The organism is Ruegeria sp. HKCCD8929 (assembly GCF_013031405.1).
Taxonomy (GTDB): Bacteria; Pseudomonadota; Alphaproteobacteria; order Rhodobacterales; family Rhodobacteraceae; genus Ruegeria.
Map to the genome: position 1 here is coordinate 419727 of NZ_WPZY01000002.1, position 15654 is coordinate 435380.

Sequence of the window (15654 nt, forward strand, 5' to 3'; positions counted from 1 at the left end):
TGGTGCCGTCCTAGCGGCAAAGCCCCGCTTATGCCAGAGTTGTGACTGGCGGAAACGTCTCAGTCGTGGAGATTTAGCGGGAATAATCACAATGGGAGATTTGACATGCGTGTTCTTCTTTGCGCCGGGCTTTTGACATTCTTGGGCGCTGCCTCTGCCTTGGCCGATGATCTGATCAAAGTGAAAACGGAAAAATCCGTGGCGGAGGTGATGGATGCGTTGGAGGCCGCGGTCGGCAACGCCGGGGCGACCGTCTTTGCCCGCGTCGATCACGCGGCTGGTGCGCAAAAGGTTGGAATGGAACTTGGGGACGCGCAGCTGTTGATCTTTGGCAATCCCAAGCTGGGAACGCCGGCCATGCAGGCCGATCCCTTGGCGGGGCTCTACCTGCCGCTCAAGGTGCTGGCCTATTCGGACGCGGACGGACAGGTCTGGCTCGTCTACGAGGACCCGGCCGAAATGCTGGATGATGTGGAGATATCCGGCGATGCGCCCGTCCTCGGAAAGATGCAGGGCGCGCTGAAAAAGCTGACGGGCGCCGCCGCGAATTAATCGGTCTTGAGGATGCGGATTGCCTCGGCCAGATCCAAGGCGCCATCATAAAGCGCACGGCCCGAGATCGCGCCATCGAGGTCCGCGCCGCAATCGCGCAAGGCGATCAGGTCGGTCAGGGAGCTGACGCCGCCCGATGCGATGACCGGGATCGAGACGGCGCGGGCCAGGTCGGCGGTGGCCTCAACGTTTGGGCCCTGCATCGCGCCGTCGCGGTTGATGTCGGTGTAGATGATGGCGGCGACACCCGCATCCTCGAAGCTGCGGGCCAGATCTGTGACATGCACATCGGTCTCTTCGGCCCAGCCCTTGGTGGCGACCATGCCGCCCCGCGCGTCGATGCCCACAGCGACCTTGCCCGGGAAGGCTTTGGCCGCTTCGCGTACCAGGCTGGGGTTCTCGACCGCCACAGTGCCCAGAATCACCCGAGCCAGCCCCTTGTCCAGCCACCGCTCAATCGTTGCCATGTCGCGGATGCCGCCGCCGAGTTGGGCGGGTACGTTGCAGGCCTTGAGGATTGCTTCGACCGGGGCGGCGTTCACCGGCTCACCGGCAAAGGCACCGTTCAGGTCGACCAGATGCAGCCATTCGCAGCCTGCTTCAACAAACGCCTTGGCCTGGGCCGCCGGATCCTCGTTGAACACGGTGGCCTTGTCCATCTCGCCACGCAAAAGGCGCACGGCCTGGCCGTCTTTGAGGTCGATGGCGGGATAGAGGATCATGATATGCGCAACCTTCTGCTGGATTTGACGCGCGATATGGCACGAGAGGGGCAGGGGATGCAACGCGACCCTAAGTCATGCTTGCCTGTCACCCCGGCCACGCGCCACAGTGCGGCAAAACGGGAGGTTTTGTGATGAAACGAATGATTCTGGCAGCAGCGATGGGGCTGGGTATTGCTGGGACGGCCATGGCCGATCCGGTGCTTGGCACCTGGAAGACGCAACCCGACGATGGGTCCTACGCACATATCGAAATGCAGAAATGTGGCGCGGCGGTCTGCGGCAAGATTGCCCGCACCTTCAACGATGGGGGCGAGTATAAATCACCGAACATCGGAAAAACGCTGGTGATCGACATGGTGCCCAATGGTGACGGCAGCTATGCCGGTAAGGTCTGGCGCCCCTCCAATGACAAGATTTACATCGGAAAGATGAATCTGAGCGGCGACAGTCTGGCGTTGCGCGGATGCGTCGCCGGCGGCCTGATCTGTTCAAAACAGAACTGGAGCCGAGTGAAGTAGGCGAGCTCGGGCGTCCGCAACGAACGGCATGGCAGGCCCTCGGGGCCTGCCTTTTTCATGGGGTCCAGGTGAGGAAGTTGCCGATCAGACGCAGGCCCACATCCTGACTCTTCTCGGGGTGAAACTGCATCCCCACCATCGTGTCCCGCCCGATCACCGCTGTCACCGGCCCGCCATATTCCACATGCGCCAGCCGTTCTGCCGGATTGGCGACGCGGAACTGGTAAGAGTGCACGAAATAGGTGTGATCGCCGGTTTTTACTCCGGCAAAGACCGGGTGATCGCTCTCGATCACCAGATCGTTCCAGCCCATATGCGGCACTTTCAGCGTACTGTCTTCGGGCTCGATCCGAACCACATCGCCCGCGACCCAGCCTAAACCGGTGGTTTCCTCATACTCATGGCCGGTTGTTGCCATAAGCTGCATGCCAACGCAGATGCCCAGAAACGGGCGGCCCTTCTGCTCGACCGCCTCGACCATGGCGTCATAAATGCCCTTATGCCCGCGCAGTTCGGCGGCACAGGCAGGGAAGGCGCCGTCGCCGGGTAGCACCAGACGGTCGGCGCGGGCGACCACGTCGGCGTCCGAGGTCACCACGACCTCGCCCGCATCCACCTCCTGCGCCATGCGCTGGAACGCCTTTTCGGCGGAGTGCAGGTTACCGCTTTCATAGTCGATGATGGCGGTCAGCATGTGATCCCCTCTGCGCGGCTCGTCGAAAAACCGGTTCCCATTTTTGGGCTGTGCCTACAGCGCGCCCTTGGTCGACGGGATCGCATCCGCCTTGCGCGGGTCGGTCTCGACCGCCAGCCGCAGGGCGCGGGCGACGGCCTTGAACGCGGCCTCGGCAATGTGGTGGCTGTTGAACCCGTGCAACTGGTCCACATGCAGCGTGATGCCGCCATGGGTGCTGAGCGCCTGAAAGAACTCGCGCACCAGCTCGGTGTCGAAACTGCCGATCTTCTGCGTGGGCAGGTCCACGTTCCACACCAGAAACGGACGCCCCGACAGATCCAGCGCACAACGCACCTGTGTGTCGTCCATGGGCAAGTGGCACTCGCCATAGCGGCGGATGCCCGTCTTGTCGCCCAAAGCGGCGGTCAGGGCCTGCCCCAGCGTGATGCCCGTATCCTCGACCGTGTGGTGGTCATCGATGTGATAATCGCCTTGCGCACGGATGGTCATGTCGATCAGCGAATGGCGCGCCAGTTGGTCCAGCATGTGATCGAAGAAGCCGACCCCGGTCTGGTTGTCATAAACCCCGGTTCCGTCGAGATTGACCTCGACCGAGATATCGGTCTCGGCGGTCTTGCGGCTGATGGTGGCGCGGCGCATGGGCAAATCCTCTTGATACCGGAGGGCTTATAGGCATGGGGCACGACGGATTTCCAGCCCGCGTGCAGCACGCGCGGCGATGTGTTGCGCCAAAATCAGGGGATTGCACCCGCTGGGCCCCCATGCCAGCTTTGGCGCCAGATCATCGGCTCAATCAACTGGACCCTCCCGGCATGACCACCTGCGTTTTCATCCAGATCCGCTGCAAACCCGGCACGACCTATAAGGTGGCCGAAGAGATCGCACTGCGCGAGATCCATTCCGAACTGTATTCGACCAGCGGCGAATACGACTTGCTGATGAAACTCTACGTCCCCGAAGGCGAGGATGTGGGGCACTACATCAACGAGCACCTGTTGATCATTCCGAACATCGAACGGTCGCTGACCACCATGACTTTCAAGGCGTTCTGATCCGCGTCAAACCGTAAGGTCAGCCGATGGCGCCGCCGCGCCTGGGAGCGCGGTCAGCCCGCTGTTCAGCGACTGACGGTCGCTCAGTCCGGCGCACAGATATTGGCGCAGTCCGAACAGCAGCGACAATGGCATCGCTAGCGACAGCAAGGGGTTGGCGTCCACAAATGCCGACCAGATGATGCCGGTGCCACTCGCGGCCAGCAGGACGGCGGAATAGATCAACGTCTGTCTCCGTGTTTCGGTGCGGCATGCGAGAAATCCGTTCGGCGCGAATAGGGTAAGCGCCAGTCCGATCAAAAACACGCTGCTCAGAACGGCGGTGTCCACGTTCTGGACAAGCAACTGAGCTTGATGGGGCATGTCCAGCAGGAACAAACCCTCGATCAGCGGAGTGATTCCCACTGTAAATACGTTGATGCCCAGAAGGATCGGATGCGGGTCCAAGATACGCTTGACGTATGTGGCACAGACAAACCCCGCCAGGATTGCTCCGATCCAGCCCGCCAGGCGCAAATCGCCTGTTGCCTGAGACAATATCAGGAAAGACAGCCCGGGCAGGTTTTCGAAAATGCCCAATAGCAACCTTTTCTGCTGTGTGCCTGGCATTGCCCGAACCCTCCAATAGCCTCAGGCTATTGGGTGTGCATCACGGCCCACGCGTCAAGACCTGTGCGGCCTCTTCGGAACTCAGTGGTCCACTTAGATTGTTTCCTTGAGATATTGGAGCGGGCGATGAGATTCGAACTCACGACCCTTACCTTGGCAAGGTAATGCTCTACCCCTGAGCTACGCCCGCATCCATTGGCCATCGGCCTGATATCTCAACCTGGAGCGGGCGATGAGATTCGAACTCACGACCCTTACCTTGGCAAGGTAATGCTCTACCCCTGAGCTACGCCCGCCCGGTTGAGTGAGGCGTGAAGTATAAATTCTGGCGGAAAGCTGCAAGAGGAAAAACGCCACATCGGGAAAAAATCTTTGCCGCGACGGAAAACCAATGCCCGCCCGTTGAAGGATCAGACCGGACAAAAATAGCTTTGGCGGAGGTGAGGGATGCCCGGGGTTGAAACCGTAAAATCGACACTGCTTGCGGGCTTGATCGTGATCGCCGCGTTGGCGGTTTGTGATGGCAGCAAAACGGTCGAGGCGCAGCCGATGGTGACGCCTGTTCCGACCGTTATGACCCACATACTGGCCGGTTGAACGAAAACGGGCGGAGCTGCAAGGCCCCACCCGTTTTGTCATGCCGCTTTGTGGCTGAGCCTATTCCAACTCCACCAGCAGGTCCTTTGCGTCGATCTGGCCACCGGGTTGCACATGCACGGCCTTGACGGTGGCATCGCGCTCGGCGTGGATGCCGGTTTCCATCTTCATCGCCTCGATGGTCAGCAGCAGGTCGCCTTCCTTGACCTCTTGTCCAGCGCCAGCGGCAATGGTCGCCACGACCCCCGGCATCGGCGCGCCGATGTGATTGGCATTGCCCGCTTCGGCCTTGGGCCGCTGCACGGTCGAGGACTTGACCAGGCGGTTCGGCACCCGAATTACACGCGGCTGGCCGTTGAGTTCAAAGAACACCTTGACCTCACCCTTCTCGTCCGTCTCGCCGATGGCCTGGCAGCGGATTTCCAGCGTCTTGCCGGGGTCGATCTCGGCCGTGATCTCCTCACCCGGCTCCATACCGTAGAAGAAGGTGCGCGTGGGCAAGGTGCGGACCGGGCCATAAGTGCGGTGACGGCCCATGTAGTCGAGGAAAACCTTGGGATACATCAGGTAGCCGTTCAGGTCCTCGTCATCGACCTCCTTGCCTTCGAGCTGTTTCGACAGATCGGCGCGGGTGGCCTCCAGATCGACCGCATCGACATGTTTGCCCGGACGCTCGGTGTTGGGTACCTCACCCTTGAGCACCTTGCCGACGATGCTGTCGGGGAACCCGCCCGGAGGCTGGCCCAGATTGCCGCGCATCATGTCGATGACCGAGTCGGGGAAGGCCACTTCGGTGCCCGGGTCCTCGACCTGCTCGCGGGTCAGGCCCTGGCTGACCATCATCAGCGCCATGTCGCCGACCACTTTCGAGGACGGTGTCACCTTGACGATATCGCCGAACATCCGGTTCACGTCGGCATACATCTGCGCCACCTCGTGCCAGCGCTCCTCCAGCCCCAGTGAACGCGCCTGAGCCTTGAGGTTGGTGAACTGACCACCGGGCATTTCGTGCAGATAGACCTCGGATGCCGGGGCTTGCAGACCGCTCTCGAACGCCGCGTACTGGCCGCGCACGGCTTCGAAATAATCGCTGATCTCGCGGATCGCCTTGATATCCAGCCCGGTGTCGCGGTCGGTATGGCGCAGCGCCTCGACCACGGTACCCAGCGTCGCCTGGCTGGTGTTGCCCGAGAAGCTGTCCATCGCGCAATCGACCGCATCCACGCCCGCTTCCGAGGCGGCGAGGATGGTGGCGCAGGCGACACCGGCCGTGTCATGGGTGTGGAAGTGGATCGGCAGGCCCACCTCTTCCTTCAGCACCCGGATCAGCGCCCGCGCGGCGGCCGGTTTCAGCAGCCCGGCCATGTCCTTGAGGCCCAGAACATGCGCACCCGCATCGCGCAGCTCCTTCGCCATGCCGACATAGTATTTCAGGTCGTACTTGGCCCGGTCCGGATCGAGAATGTCGCCGGTATAACAGACGGTGCCCTCGCAGATCTTACCGTTGTCGACGACGGCATCCATCGCCACGCGCATGTTCTCGACCCAGTTGAGCGAGTCGAAGACGCGGAACACGTCGATATTCTGCGAGGCCTGGCGCACGAACTCCCGCACCACATTGTCGGGGTAGTTGGTGTAACCCACGCCGTTCGAGCCCCGCAGCAGCATCTGGGTCATCAGATTCGGCATCGCCTCGCGCAGATCGCGCAAGCGTTGCCAGGGGCATTCCTGCAGGAAGCGATAGGCGACGTCGAACGTCGCGCCGCCCCAGCATTCCACCGAGAACAGCTGCGGCAGGTTGGCGGCATAGCTCGGCGCCACCTTGATCATGTCGATCGAGCGCATCCGGGTGGCCAGCAGCGACTGGTGCCCGTCGCGCATGGTTGTGTCGGTGATCAGAAGTTGCCGCTGCGCCTTCATCCAGTCGGCCACCGCCTGCGGGCCTTTTTGTTCCAGCAGGTTGCGGGTGCCCATCATCGGTTCGGCCTTCTGCGCCGGCGCCTTCGCCTCTTTCAGGTCGGCCCGGGGCAGGGGGCGGTCCTTGGTCTCGGGATGCCCGTTCACGGTGATGTCCGCGATGTAGGTCAGCACCTTGGTGCCCCGGTCGCGGCGGCGCTTGAAGGTAAACAGATCCGGTGTCGTGTCGATGAACTTGGTGGTGTATTCGTTCGACAAAAACGTGGGATGTTTCAGCAGGTTGATGACAAAGTCGATATTTGTGCTGACACCCCGGATACGGAACTCGCGCAGTGCCCGGTCCATGCGGGCAATCGCCATGTCCGGCGTCGGCGCCCAAGCGGTGACCTTGGTCAAGAGCGAGTCGTAATACCGCGTAATCACGCCCCCCGCATAAGCTGTGCCGCCATCCAGCCGGATACCCATGCCGGTGGCCGAGCGATAGGCGGTGATGCGGCCATAATCGGGGATGAAATTGTTCTGCGGGTCCTCGGTAGTGATGCGGGTTTGCAGCGCGTGGCCGTTGAGCCGAATTTCATCCTGCGACACCTTACCGGTCGCCTCCGCAATCGTCTTGCCTTCGGCGATCAGGATCTGCGAGCGCACGATGTCAATGCCGGTCACCTCTTCGGTGACGGTATGCTCCACCTGCACCCGAGGGTTCACCTCGATGAAGTAGAACTTGCCCGACTCCATATCCATCAGGAACTCGACCGTGCCCGCGCATTCATAGTTCACATGGGCGCAGATCTTGCGGCCCAGTTCACAGATCTCGGCACGCTGCTCCTCGGTCAGGTACGGCGCGGGCGCCCGTTCCACCACTTTCTGGTTGCGGCGCTGGACCGAACAATCACGCTCATAGAGGTGATAGATCTCACCATGCTTGTCGCCCAGAATCTGCACTTCGACATGGCGGGCGCGGGTGATCATCTTTTCCAGATACCCCTCGCCATTGCCAAACGCGGCCTCGGCCTCACGGCGGCCTTCCAGGACCTTCTCTTCCAGTTCGTCTTCCGAATTGATCGGGCGCATACCCCGACCACCGCCACCCCAGGACGCCTTGAGCATCAGCGGATAGCCGATCTCTTTGGCTTCGGCTCGAATGGCATCCATGTCATCGCCCAGCACTTCGGTCGCCGGAATCACCGGTACGTCGGCTGCGATGGCCACGCGCCGGGCGCTGGCCTTGTCGCCAAGGGCGCGCATGGTCTCGGCCTTGGGGCCGATGAAAGTGATGCCGTTCTGCACGCAGGCATCTACGAAATCCGGGTTCTCGGACAGCAGGCCATAACCCGGGTGGATCGCATCCGCGCCGCATTCCTTGGCCACGCGTATGATTTCGTCGATGCTCAGATACGCGGCCACCGGCCCCATCCCCTCGCCGATGCGATAGGCCTCATCCGCCTTGAAGCGGTGCAGGCCGAGCTTATCCTCCTCGGCAAACACGGCGACGGTGCGCTTGCCCATCTCGTTTGCCGCGCGCATCACGCGGATCGCAATCTCACCGCGGTTGGCGATCAGGATTTTATTGAAGTCGGTCATGGCAGGTCCCGGTCTCTTTCAGCTTGGCGGTGGTTTTAGGCGGACAATACGTGCAGGTACATCTGTATTTCTGGGTAGAACCGGCATGTTATCGCTCGCAAACGCCGCAGGGGCACGGATTTCACGGCACAATATGCTGCGGTGCAGCGTCGGTCAACGTCAACGGAGGCGGCAGGTCCGACAGCGTAGCAGCGCCGATCTGGCCCATGTTGGCCTCCATGTCCTGTTGCAGGATCTCGATCACATGCGCCGGGCCCGCCTCTCCCAGTGCGGCAAGGCCATAGAGAAAGGCGCGGCCCGACATCACGAAATCGGCGCCAAGCGCCAGCGCGCGCAGTATATCCAGCCCGCCGGCGATGCCGCTGTCGAAAATCAGCGGCAGGGTCGTGGCGGCGCGGATCGCGGGTAGCGCTTCGATACTGGCCGGGGCGCCGTCGAATTGCCGCCCGCCATGGTTCGACACCCAGAGCGCATCGATCCCCGCTGCCTCGAGCGGGGCCGCGTCTTCGGCGCGCATCACGCCTTTGATGATGAAGGGACCGTCCCAGTGATCGCGCAACCATTTGACATAATCCATGTCCGGCGAAGTGCGCAGTAGGTATCCGATATGGGCCGTCGGCGGCAGATTTTGCCGATTACCGATGTATTTATCGAGCGTCCGCATCCGAGGCATCCCGGCCTGCGCCATGCCCATGGCCCATTGGGGCCGCATCGCCACCTGCGCCAGCAGGCGCGGGGACAGTCGTGGCGGGTGGGTCAGGCCCGAGCGTACCTGCCGCTCGCGCCGTGATGCGACGGGGACGTCCACGGTCAGCACCAGTGCCTGGAACCCGGCAGCGTGTGCACGCTCTAGAATATCACGGCGAATTTCGGGATCCCTGGGCGGGTAGAGTTGGAACCACGCGTTCGGCCCAAGATGTGGCACCAGATCCTCGGGGCTCTGACTGGCAACGGTGGAGAGGGTGTACGGAATGCCCGCGCGCGCCGCTTGCTGCGCCAAAATGCGTTCGGCCCCGGGCCATATCAGCCCGGACATGCCGATGGGTGCGATGCCGAAGGGCAGGGGATAATCCAGCCCCAGAAAACGGGTGCCGAGCGACATCTCAAGCGTGCCATGCAAGATCGAGGGCGCGAAACCGACCCGGTCTAGCGCGGCGCGATTGCGGGCCGTAGTTGCCTCGGCCCCGGTGCCGCTGTCCAGATAGTCCCACACGAATCGCGGCAACCTGCGTCGGGCGCGCCGTTTCAGATCCTCGATGCTAGGGTAAGTGCTGTGCAGGTCCATGCGGTTTGATCGGGCCTGCCTGGCGATTCGGCAAGAGACTCAGGCGGCGGCGTCTTTCCGGGGCTTCCTTTTGGCAACATCCCGATCCTCGGCAGGCCCGGCCTCGGCAGCCAATGGCGAATGGGTGGCTACCTGCACCTGATTGCGGCCTTTGTCCTGGGCAAGATAAAGCGCATCGTCGGCGGCCCGCATCATGTCCTGCGGCATGGTTCCATGCGAGGGGTAATGCGCGACGCCCAGCGAAATCGTGAATTCGCGGCAAAGTCTTTTTCCCGTAGTGCACCGTCACCGCCTCAACCGCCTGCGGCAGATGCTCGGCGCGGGTGATCGCATCCTCGGGCATGCAGTCGGGCAGGATCAGGGTGAATTCCTCACCTCCCATTCTGCAGGCGACCTCATCGCCGTCGCAGCCCTGAACCAGCACCGAGCCCACCGCTCGCAGCACCATGTCGCCTGCGTCATGGCCGTGGGTGTCGTTGAACTTCTTAAAATGATCCACGTCCATCGCCGGCGACAGGCGCACCCGCATGATGAACAGATTGCGCAGATCGGTGATGTCCGAATAGCACTCGACCGCGCGGACAAACTGGTCGTTCGTCATCACCGGCGTGTAGAGTTCGGCCACATGTCGGGTCCCGATATCAGCGGATGCCGGTTGTATGCGGAGCCCATCGACCTCCGAGACCGGTTTTTCCTCATGCTTGTAATAGACGCTCCCCGCTGCCACGACGGAGTGAAAATGCGAGGTGTCGACGGTGCTGCCCATATCGGACGCTCGGGTGGGCCAGAACACTCGGCCATCAGCATTGAGCAGTTTGAAGCGATAGACATCCGAGGCCTTGGGCATCAGCGCCAGAAACTCGCGATCGTGTTCGTCCAGCATGCCGGTGCGGAACGTGACCTCCGCATCTTCCAGATGCAGCATCACCCGGCGGTTCCACAGGTCGGCCTGGTGCCGCAGATTCGCCTCGAGCATCCGGTCCACGATCGGCGCCGGAATTCTGTAAATGCCCCAACCTGCGGCGACGCCGAGCCCGATCAGACCGATGCAAATGCCGATCCATTTCAGCCGCCCCGTGGCCGGCCCCGTCTCCGTTCCGCTCATTATGCCGCGCTCCCATTCCTGGGCGGATCTTCCGGGACCGGGTTTGACAATCGGTTAATACCACCCGGAGCACACGGTTCATCTTTCGGTCAAATTTGGCCGATTGCTGTGGATAAGTCGGAAATGAGCTGGAACAAGTCGTGAACAAACTCTTTCCCTCAGGCGCGTTCCGGCGTAGTTTGACGGCATGAGCAGCTTCGATGAAATGGACGCCTTCGAGGGCGCATCGCTGTCGGCGCGGGCCATGGCGGCGCGGCCGATGCCTTATCTCGACGATCTCAACCCAGCCCAGCGTGAGGCGGTGGAGCGGTTGGACGGCCCGGTGCTGATGCTGGCGGGGGCGGGCACCGGCAAGACCAAGGCGCTGACCACCCGGATCGTGCACCTGCTGAGTACCGCACGGGCGCGTCCCAACGAGATCCTTGCCGTCACCTTCACCAACAAGGCCGCGCGCGAGATGAAGGAACGGGTGGGTCGTTTGCTGGGCCAGCCCGCCGAGGGGATGCCTTGGCTGGGCACGTTCCACTCGATCTGCGTCAAGCTGCTGCGCCGTCACGCGGAACTGGCGGGGCTGAAATCGAACTTCACCATTCTGGATACCGACGACCAGTTGCGCCTGCTCAAGCAACTGGTGCAGGCGGCCAATATCGACGACAAGCGCTGGCCTGCGCGGCTGCTCGCCAACATCATCGACGGCTGGAAGAACCGCGCCTTTACCCCCGACAAGGTGCCGACGGCGGATGCGGGCGCGTATAACCACAAGGGTGTCGAGCTTTATGCCCAATACCAGACCCGTCTGCGTGAGCTGAACGCGGTGGATTTTGGCGATCTGCTCTTGAACATGGTCACGATCTTTCAGACCCATCCGGATGTTCTGGAGCAGTACCAGCGCTGGTTCCGCTACATCCTGGTGGACGAGTATCAGGACACCAACGTCGCACAGTATCTGTGGCTGCGGCTGCTGGCCGGGGCGCATAAGAACATCTGCTGCGTCGGCGATGATGACCAGTCGATCTATGGGTGGCGCGGTGCCGAGGTCGGCAATATCCTGCGGTTCGAAAAGGATTTCCCGGGCGCCCATGTGGTGCGGCTGGAGCAGAACTACCGCTCGACCCCCCATATCCTCGCTGCTGCCTCGAACGTCATTCGCGGCAATGAGGGGCGGCTGGGCAAGACGCTGTGGACCGAAGCCGAGACCGGCGAAAAGGTGCGCCTGATCGGCCATTGGGATGGCGAGGAAGAGGCGCGCTGGATCGGGGAAGAGATCGACGCGATGCAGGGCGGCACGCGCGGCGTGCGGCCCATGAACCTCGATGACATTGCCATCCTTGTTCGTGCCTCGCACCAGATGCGGGCCTTCGAGGACCGGTTCCTGACCATCGGCCTGCCCTACAAGGTGATCGGCGGCCCGCGATTCTACGAGCGTATGGAGATCCGCGATGCCATGGCTTATTTCCGGCTGGTGGTCAGCCCCGAGGACGATCTGGCGTTCGAGCGGATCGTGAACACGCCCAAGCGGGGTCTCGGCGACAAGGCGCAGCAGACGATCCAGATGACCGCGCGATCCCACAGCGTGTCGCTGGTCGAAGGCGCGCGAATCGCGGTGGATCAGGGCGCGATTAAGGGCAAGGGCGGCGCGGCCTTGCGTCAACTGGTCGATAATCTGGCCCGCTGGAACGGGATGACGCGCGGACCGGTGATCGAGATCGATGATGGCGCGGTGATCGACGACGGCGCGACACCGCAGCTTACCTATGGCGAGCCCGAGGTCTCTCACATCGAGCTGGCGCAGATCGTGCTGGACGAATCCGGCTATACCGCCCATTGGCAGAACGAGAAAACGCCCGAGGCGCCGGGGCGATTGGAAAACCTCAAGGAACTGGTCAAGGCGCTGGAATCGTTCGACAACCTGCAAGGATTTCTGGAACATGTCAGCCTGATCATGGACAACGATCAGAGTGAGGACGGGGCCAAAGTCTCGATCATGACGCTGCACGCGGCCAAAGGTCTGGAATTCCCCACCGTGTTCCTGCCGGGATGGGAGGACGGGCTGTTTCCGTCCCAGCGCTCGATGGACGAATCGGGCCTCAAGGGCCTCGAAGAGGAGCGGCGGCTGGCCTATGTCGGCATCACCCGTGCCGAAGAGGTCTGTACAATCTCGTTCGCTGCCAACCGGCGGGTGTTCGGGCAATGGCAGAACGCGCTGCCGTCGCGCTTCATCGACGAACTGCCCGAGGATCATGTGGAGGTGCTGACACCGCCGGGCCTTTACGGCGGCGGCGGTTACAGCGCGCAGGGCATCGAGACCCGCGCGGCCGAGGCCAATGTCTACAACTCCCCTGGCTGGAAACGCCTGCAGGCGCGGCAGGGCCAATACGGCGTGTCGCAGCCGCGCGAGAGCCGGAATACGGTGATCGACCTGGACGCGGTGGCCAGTTTTACGCTGGGCGAGCGGGTGTTTCACCAGAAATTCGGGTATGGCGCCGTGATCGGTATCGAGGGCGACAAGGTCGAGGTGGACTTCGAGAAGGCCGGGACCAAGAAAGTGGTGGCCCGCTTTCTCACCGCCAGCGATGACGTGCCGTTCTGAGCCAGAGCCTCAAAGATCCAGCGTCACCCAGACCGCATCATGATCGGATGCGGGCCGGTCGACTCGCGTGAACCCGGCGTCCTGCATCCGGTCATGGGTGAACTTGCTGAGCAGGATGTGGTCGAGCTGCTGCTTACGACCCTCGAACTCATAGGTGAACTGCTCTTCCTCAGGCAGATGTTCAGTCGCTGAAATCAGGTTGTAACTGGTGTCCAACTTGCCCTGCATGATGTCGAGCGGTTTGGTCTTGGGCTCGTCATTCATGTCCCCGAGAATCGCGGTGAACGAGGGGGATGCGGAATTGCCCTGTTCGACCCGGGGCCGGGACAGATGTCGCACGATCTGCGCCTGCGCGTTTCTGAGCAGTCTGGTTTCCTCGGTTCCGCCGCGGCGGGATTTCAGATGGACGACAAAGAGCGAGATGACCTCGCTACCCACTTCGATATCTGCCCGCACGAATTTACCCAGGCTTCCGACCCGCTCGCGTTCGCGCGCGTCGATATAAGTCACGGCGGTCTGATCCAGCCGGGTGACCGGGCTGATCGACGCCTGATACTTGCTCAGCACCGCCACGTTCTGCCCGGTGTAGGGGTCCAGCGTCTCGCCGCAGTAAAGAAATGGCATCGCGTGACCTGCGGCGGCAAGCCTCTGCTGAACCGCCTCGACAACATGCGGCCCTTCGACCTCCTGCAAGCCCACGATGTCCGGCCCTTCCGGCCCGATGCCGCGAATGGCCTCGGCAATCAGGTCGGCCTTTTCCTCGAACCCGCCATCCGGCAGGCGCTCGCCCCATCGCTTCAGGGGCGCCTCGTTGTCGAACAGCCAGAATGTGTTGAACGTCGCAAGCGTGAATTTCATGGCACGGGCCTCCAATCGAGAGTGAGAATTCGAAAGTCAAATATAGGAATGAAACCAGCGTGCCCCGGCAATGCGCGGTGGGTCAAGGCGCGTGCCGTTTGGAACGGACGGCGGTGCAAGACAAAGAAAAACGGCGGTTCCCAGGGAGGAGGAGGGGGAACCGCCGTTCTTTGCAACATCAGGGCAGGGAGGAGGAAGGCCCCGATGTATCCGAACCCGGGTTTGACCCCGGTATGAAGTCGCGGCGGTGTCAGGGAGGAGGAGGACACCGCCGCGCGCTTTCAACACCGGGTAGGGAGGAGGAGAACCCGGTGTATCGGCTTCCGGCGTTCAGGGCCGGTATGAGGTGCGGCGGCACAGGGAGGAGGAGAATGCCGCCGCCTAAGTTCAGACCCTCAAGGGAGGAGGAGTAAGGGCCTGATCCCGTGTATTCCTGGTGGTTAGCGCGCGGTGAACTCGTGCGCCGCCTGCTGCGCAACCCGCCTGATCATCGAGCGGTGCAGGCCCAGATCGGCCAGCTCGCGTCCCGACAGCGCCGACAGTTCATTGACGGTCTGGCGGTAGACCCGGTGACGGGTGTAACGGGTCTTGGCGGCTTCGATCAGTGCAAAGAAGCCAAAGGTCTGAGTGCCCTTCAGGGCGGTGTGTTCGCTCGTAACGGCCATGTTCGTAACCTGTATTCGTCTCGGATGGTGCCGCGGTGCTGCGGCGTTTGCTTGAGACTGAAAATAGGCAAATGCTGCAGGTGCACAATGGCTGACATCGGCAATGCCGCTATGCAGCAAGTGCATAGATTGGCTGGGAAATCGGTGCGGCAGCCTCGGAACGCCTGTTTTGTTGGGGTTTCGCGGCAATGCTCTTGGGCCGCCGCCTCAGTTTTGGGTGGGTATTTGGTATTTACGGCTACGTTCTTAGGCAACGTGAACGAAGAACAGGCCTTGAATTGGGTTGCGCGACACCAAGACGGATTTGGGACATCATGGGATTGGTGTCTGGGAAATCGCGGGACATGGGAAACCGTGGGATAAGAATGGACGGCTGGTCCCGAAGAGGCGTGGTCTAATGTTCGTGGGACGGGATATGATGCACGATTCGTGTGATTTGCGTGAACAAATATAGAACAAAAGCAAGCGTTTGCCGGCGCATCGAAAAATATTGGGAAATAATGGGAGATTGCGGCTTCGCATCTGCGTCACAATATGTTGTGCCTTGAATAGCGCGACCCGCTATCAAGGCCGCAATTGACAGCGAATCTTCTGCATTTCCAGTCAAAATCAGTAGTCAAACAAGGCCATGTTTAAAATCTTCCCTCAAAAACCTATTGATTTCCATGAATTCCCATGGCATCCCTAATACATCCGATGAGGACGAGGCAGTAGGGGCAGTCAACGACCCCAACCAATAACAAACAGGTTTCATACAGGCATCTCGCTTTCATCAGAACAAAGAGATCCGGCGCGCGGGCGAGCAGACATCCCCCCAGGTGGCGCGCGCAGCTGGACTTCCCGCACAGCGGGCAAATGCGGCGGGTTGATCGGTGGCAGCAGATCAACCTGCCGTTTTTAGCA

Annotated in this window: 14 protein-coding genes, 2 tRNA genes and 1 pseudogene; 5 read left to right on the forward strand and 12 right to left on the reverse strand. The window is 61.6% G+C overall.

The window, feature by feature from the left end; translation table 11 throughout:
• Positions 1 to 105: 105 nt before the first annotated feature.
• Positions 106 to 552, forward strand: coding sequence for a DUF302 domain-containing protein (locus GOX53_RS04715; RefSeq protein WP_171173894.1), 447 nt, complete (start codon positions 106 to 108; stop codon positions 550 to 552).
• On the opposite strand, the gene hisA is transcribed toward GOX53_RS04715, so the two are convergent.
• Positions 549 to 1274, reverse strand: a complete 726-nt coding sequence (gene hisA / locus GOX53_RS04720; RefSeq protein ID WP_171173895.1) for a 1-(5-phosphoribosyl)-5-[(5-phosphoribosylamino)methylideneamino]imidazole-4-carboxamide isomerase — start codon at positions 1272 to 1274, stop codon at positions 549 to 551. The genes GOX53_RS04715 and hisA overlap by 4 nt on opposite strands.
• Before the next feature lie 134 nt (positions 1275 to 1408).
• Between hisA and GOX53_RS04725 the strand changes: the two genes are divergently transcribed.
• On the forward strand, positions 1409 to 1795 hold the full coding sequence (locus tag GOX53_RS04725; protein WP_171173897.1) for a DUF2147 domain-containing protein: 387 nt from the start codon (positions 1409 to 1411) through the stop codon (positions 1793 to 1795).
• A gap of 55 nt (positions 1796 to 1850) precedes the next feature.
• Here GOX53_RS04725 and hisH read toward each other — a convergent pair whose 3' ends face one another.
• Together hisH and hisB are read right to left on the reverse strand one after the other, a co-directional pair.
• Positions 1851 to 2489 (reverse strand): imidazole glycerol phosphate synthase subunit HisH, encoded by a 639-nt coding sequence (gene hisH / locus GOX53_RS04730; protein WP_171173899.1) that lies wholly within the window; start codon positions 2487 to 2489, stop codon positions 1851 to 1853.
• A 54-nt stretch (positions 2490 to 2543) separates the two neighbouring features.
• Positions 2544 to 3131, reverse strand: a complete 588-nt coding sequence (gene hisB, locus GOX53_RS04735) for an imidazoleglycerol-phosphate dehydratase HisB (RefSeq protein ID WP_171173901.1) — start codon at positions 3129 to 3131, stop codon at positions 2544 to 2546.
• A 173-nt stretch (positions 3132 to 3304) separates the two neighbouring features.
• Here hisB and GOX53_RS04740 point away from each other — a divergent pair, with 173 nt between their 5' ends.
• Complete coding sequence (locus GOX53_RS04740; RefSeq protein ID WP_171173903.1) at positions 3305 to 3544, forward strand: Lrp/AsnC family transcriptional regulator; 240 nt, start codon at positions 3305 to 3307, stop codon at positions 3542 to 3544.
• A 6-nt stretch (positions 3545 to 3550) separates the two neighbouring features.
• On the opposite strand, the gene GOX53_RS04745 is transcribed toward GOX53_RS04740, so the two are convergent.
• The 3 genes from GOX53_RS04745 to GOX53_RS04755 all read right to left on the reverse strand — a co-directional run bounded on the left by GOX53_RS04745 (position 3551) and on the right by GOX53_RS04755 (position 4449).
• Entirely contained in the window at positions 3551 to 4153 is a 603-nt protein-coding gene (locus tag GOX53_RS04745) for a hypothetical protein (RefSeq protein WP_171173904.1), read from the reverse strand.
• A gap of 115 nt (positions 4154 to 4268) precedes the next feature.
• Positions 4269 to 4343: transfer RNA gene (locus GOX53_RS04750), tRNA-Gly, on the reverse strand.
• Between the two features lie 31 nt (positions 4344 to 4374).
• Positions 4375 to 4449: transfer RNA gene (locus GOX53_RS04755), tRNA-Gly, on the reverse strand.
• Between the two features lie 151 nt (positions 4450 to 4600).
• On the opposite strand from GOX53_RS04755, the gene GOX53_RS04760 reads away from it, so the two are divergent.
• A complete protein-coding gene (locus tag GOX53_RS04760; RefSeq protein ID WP_171173906.1) occupies positions 4601 to 4750 on the forward strand; it encodes a hypothetical protein in 150 nt (49 codons plus the stop codon).
• 60 nt (positions 4751 to 4810) lie between these two features.
• On the opposite strand, the gene GOX53_RS04765 is transcribed toward GOX53_RS04760, so the two are convergent.
• The 4 genes and pseudogenes from GOX53_RS04765 to GOX53_RS30265 form a co-directional block, all read right to left on the reverse strand.
• Positions 4811 to 8248 (reverse strand): pyruvate carboxylase, encoded by a 3438-nt coding sequence (locus tag GOX53_RS04765; RefSeq protein WP_171173908.1) that lies wholly within the window; start codon positions 8246 to 8248, stop codon positions 4811 to 4813.
• 121 nt (positions 8249 to 8369) lie between these two features.
• On the reverse strand, positions 8370 to 9533 hold the full coding sequence (locus GOX53_RS04770) for an alpha-hydroxy acid oxidase (RefSeq protein ID WP_171173910.1): 1164 nt from the start codon (positions 9531 to 9533) through the stop codon (positions 8370 to 8372).
• Positions 9534 to 9572: 39 nt separating this feature from the next.
• Complete coding sequence (locus GOX53_RS29750; RefSeq protein ID WP_254446476.1) at positions 9573 to 9740, reverse strand: hypothetical protein; 168 nt, start codon at positions 9738 to 9740, stop codon at positions 9573 to 9575.
• Between the two features lie 115 nt (positions 9741 to 9855).
• Positions 9856 to 10638, reverse strand: a pseudogene (locus GOX53_RS30265) (GGDEF domain-containing protein); the annotation flags it as partial.
• Positions 10639 to 10825: 187 nt separating this feature from the next.
• Between GOX53_RS30265 and GOX53_RS04780 the strand changes: the two are divergent.
• Entirely contained in the window at positions 10826 to 13228 is a 2403-nt protein-coding gene (locus GOX53_RS04780) for an ATP-dependent helicase (protein WP_171173912.1), read from the forward strand.
• Positions 13229 to 13237: 9 nt separating this feature from the next.
• Here the strand turns inward: GOX53_RS04780 and GOX53_RS04785 are convergent, their stop codons facing one another.
• Both GOX53_RS04785 and GOX53_RS04790 read right to left on the reverse strand, forming a co-directional pair.
• A complete protein-coding gene (locus GOX53_RS04785) occupies positions 13238 to 14086 on the reverse strand; it encodes an endonuclease/exonuclease/phosphatase family protein (RefSeq protein ID WP_171173914.1) in 849 nt (282 codons plus the stop codon).
• 440 nt (positions 14087 to 14526) lie between these two features.
• Positions 14527 to 14751 carry a DUF1127 domain-containing protein gene (locus GOX53_RS04790; RefSeq protein WP_171173916.1) on the reverse strand — a complete coding sequence of 75 codons (225 nt, stop codon included), beginning with the start codon at positions 14749 to 14751 and terminating at the stop codon, positions 14527 to 14529.
• Positions 14752 to 15654 lie beyond the last annotated feature (903 nt).

Excerpts from the sequence above, each read along its gene's own strand:
- GOX53_RS04715 (WP_171173894.1), top strand. The coding sequence starts at position 106 with ATGCGTGTTCTTCTTTGCGCCGGGCTTTTGACATTCTTGGGCGCTGCC.
- hisA (WP_171173895.1), bottom strand. The coding sequence starts at position 1,274 with ATGATCCTCTATCCCGCCATCGACCTCAAAGACGGCCAGGCCGTGCGC.
- GOX53_RS04725 (WP_171173897.1), top strand. The coding sequence starts at position 1,409 with ATGAAACGAATGATTCTGGCAGCAGCGATGGGGCTGGGTATTGCTGGG.
- hisH (WP_171173899.1), bottom strand. The coding sequence starts at position 2,489 with ATGCTGACCGCCATCATCGACTATGAAAGCGGTAACCTGCACTCCGCC.
- hisB (WP_171173901.1), bottom strand. The coding sequence starts at position 3,131 with ATGCGCCGCGCCACCATCAGCCGCAAGACCGCCGAGACCGATATCTCG.
- GOX53_RS04740 (WP_171173903.1), top strand. The coding sequence starts at position 3,305 with ATGACCACCTGCGTTTTCATCCAGATCCGCTGCAAACCCGGCACGACC.
- GOX53_RS04745 (WP_171173904.1), bottom strand. The coding sequence starts at position 4,153 with ATGCCAGGCACACAGCAGAAAAGGTTGCTATTGGGCATTTTCGAAAAC.
- GOX53_RS04760 (WP_171173906.1), top strand. The coding sequence starts at position 4,601 with ATGCCCGGGGTTGAAACCGTAAAATCGACACTGCTTGCGGGCTTGATC.
- GOX53_RS04765 (WP_171173908.1), bottom strand. The coding sequence starts at position 8,248 with ATGACCGACTTCAATAAAATCCTGATCGCCAACCGCGGTGAGATTGCG.
- GOX53_RS04770 (WP_171173910.1), bottom strand. The coding sequence starts at position 9,533 with ATGGACCTGCACAGCACTTACCCTAGCATCGAGGATCTGAAACGGCGC.
- GOX53_RS29750 (WP_254446476.1), bottom strand. The coding sequence starts at position 9,740 with ATGCCGCAGGACATGATGCGGGCCGCCGACGATGCGCTTTATCTTGCC.
- GOX53_RS04780 (WP_171173912.1), top strand. The coding sequence starts at position 10,826 with ATGAGCAGCTTCGATGAAATGGACGCCTTCGAGGGCGCATCGCTGTCG.
- GOX53_RS04785 (WP_171173914.1), bottom strand. The coding sequence starts at position 14,086 with ATGAAATTCACGCTTGCGACGTTCAACACATTCTGGCTGTTCGACAAC.
- GOX53_RS04790 (WP_171173916.1), bottom strand. The coding sequence starts at position 14,751 with ATGGCCGTTACGAGCGAACACACCGCCCTGAAGGGCACTCAGACCTTT.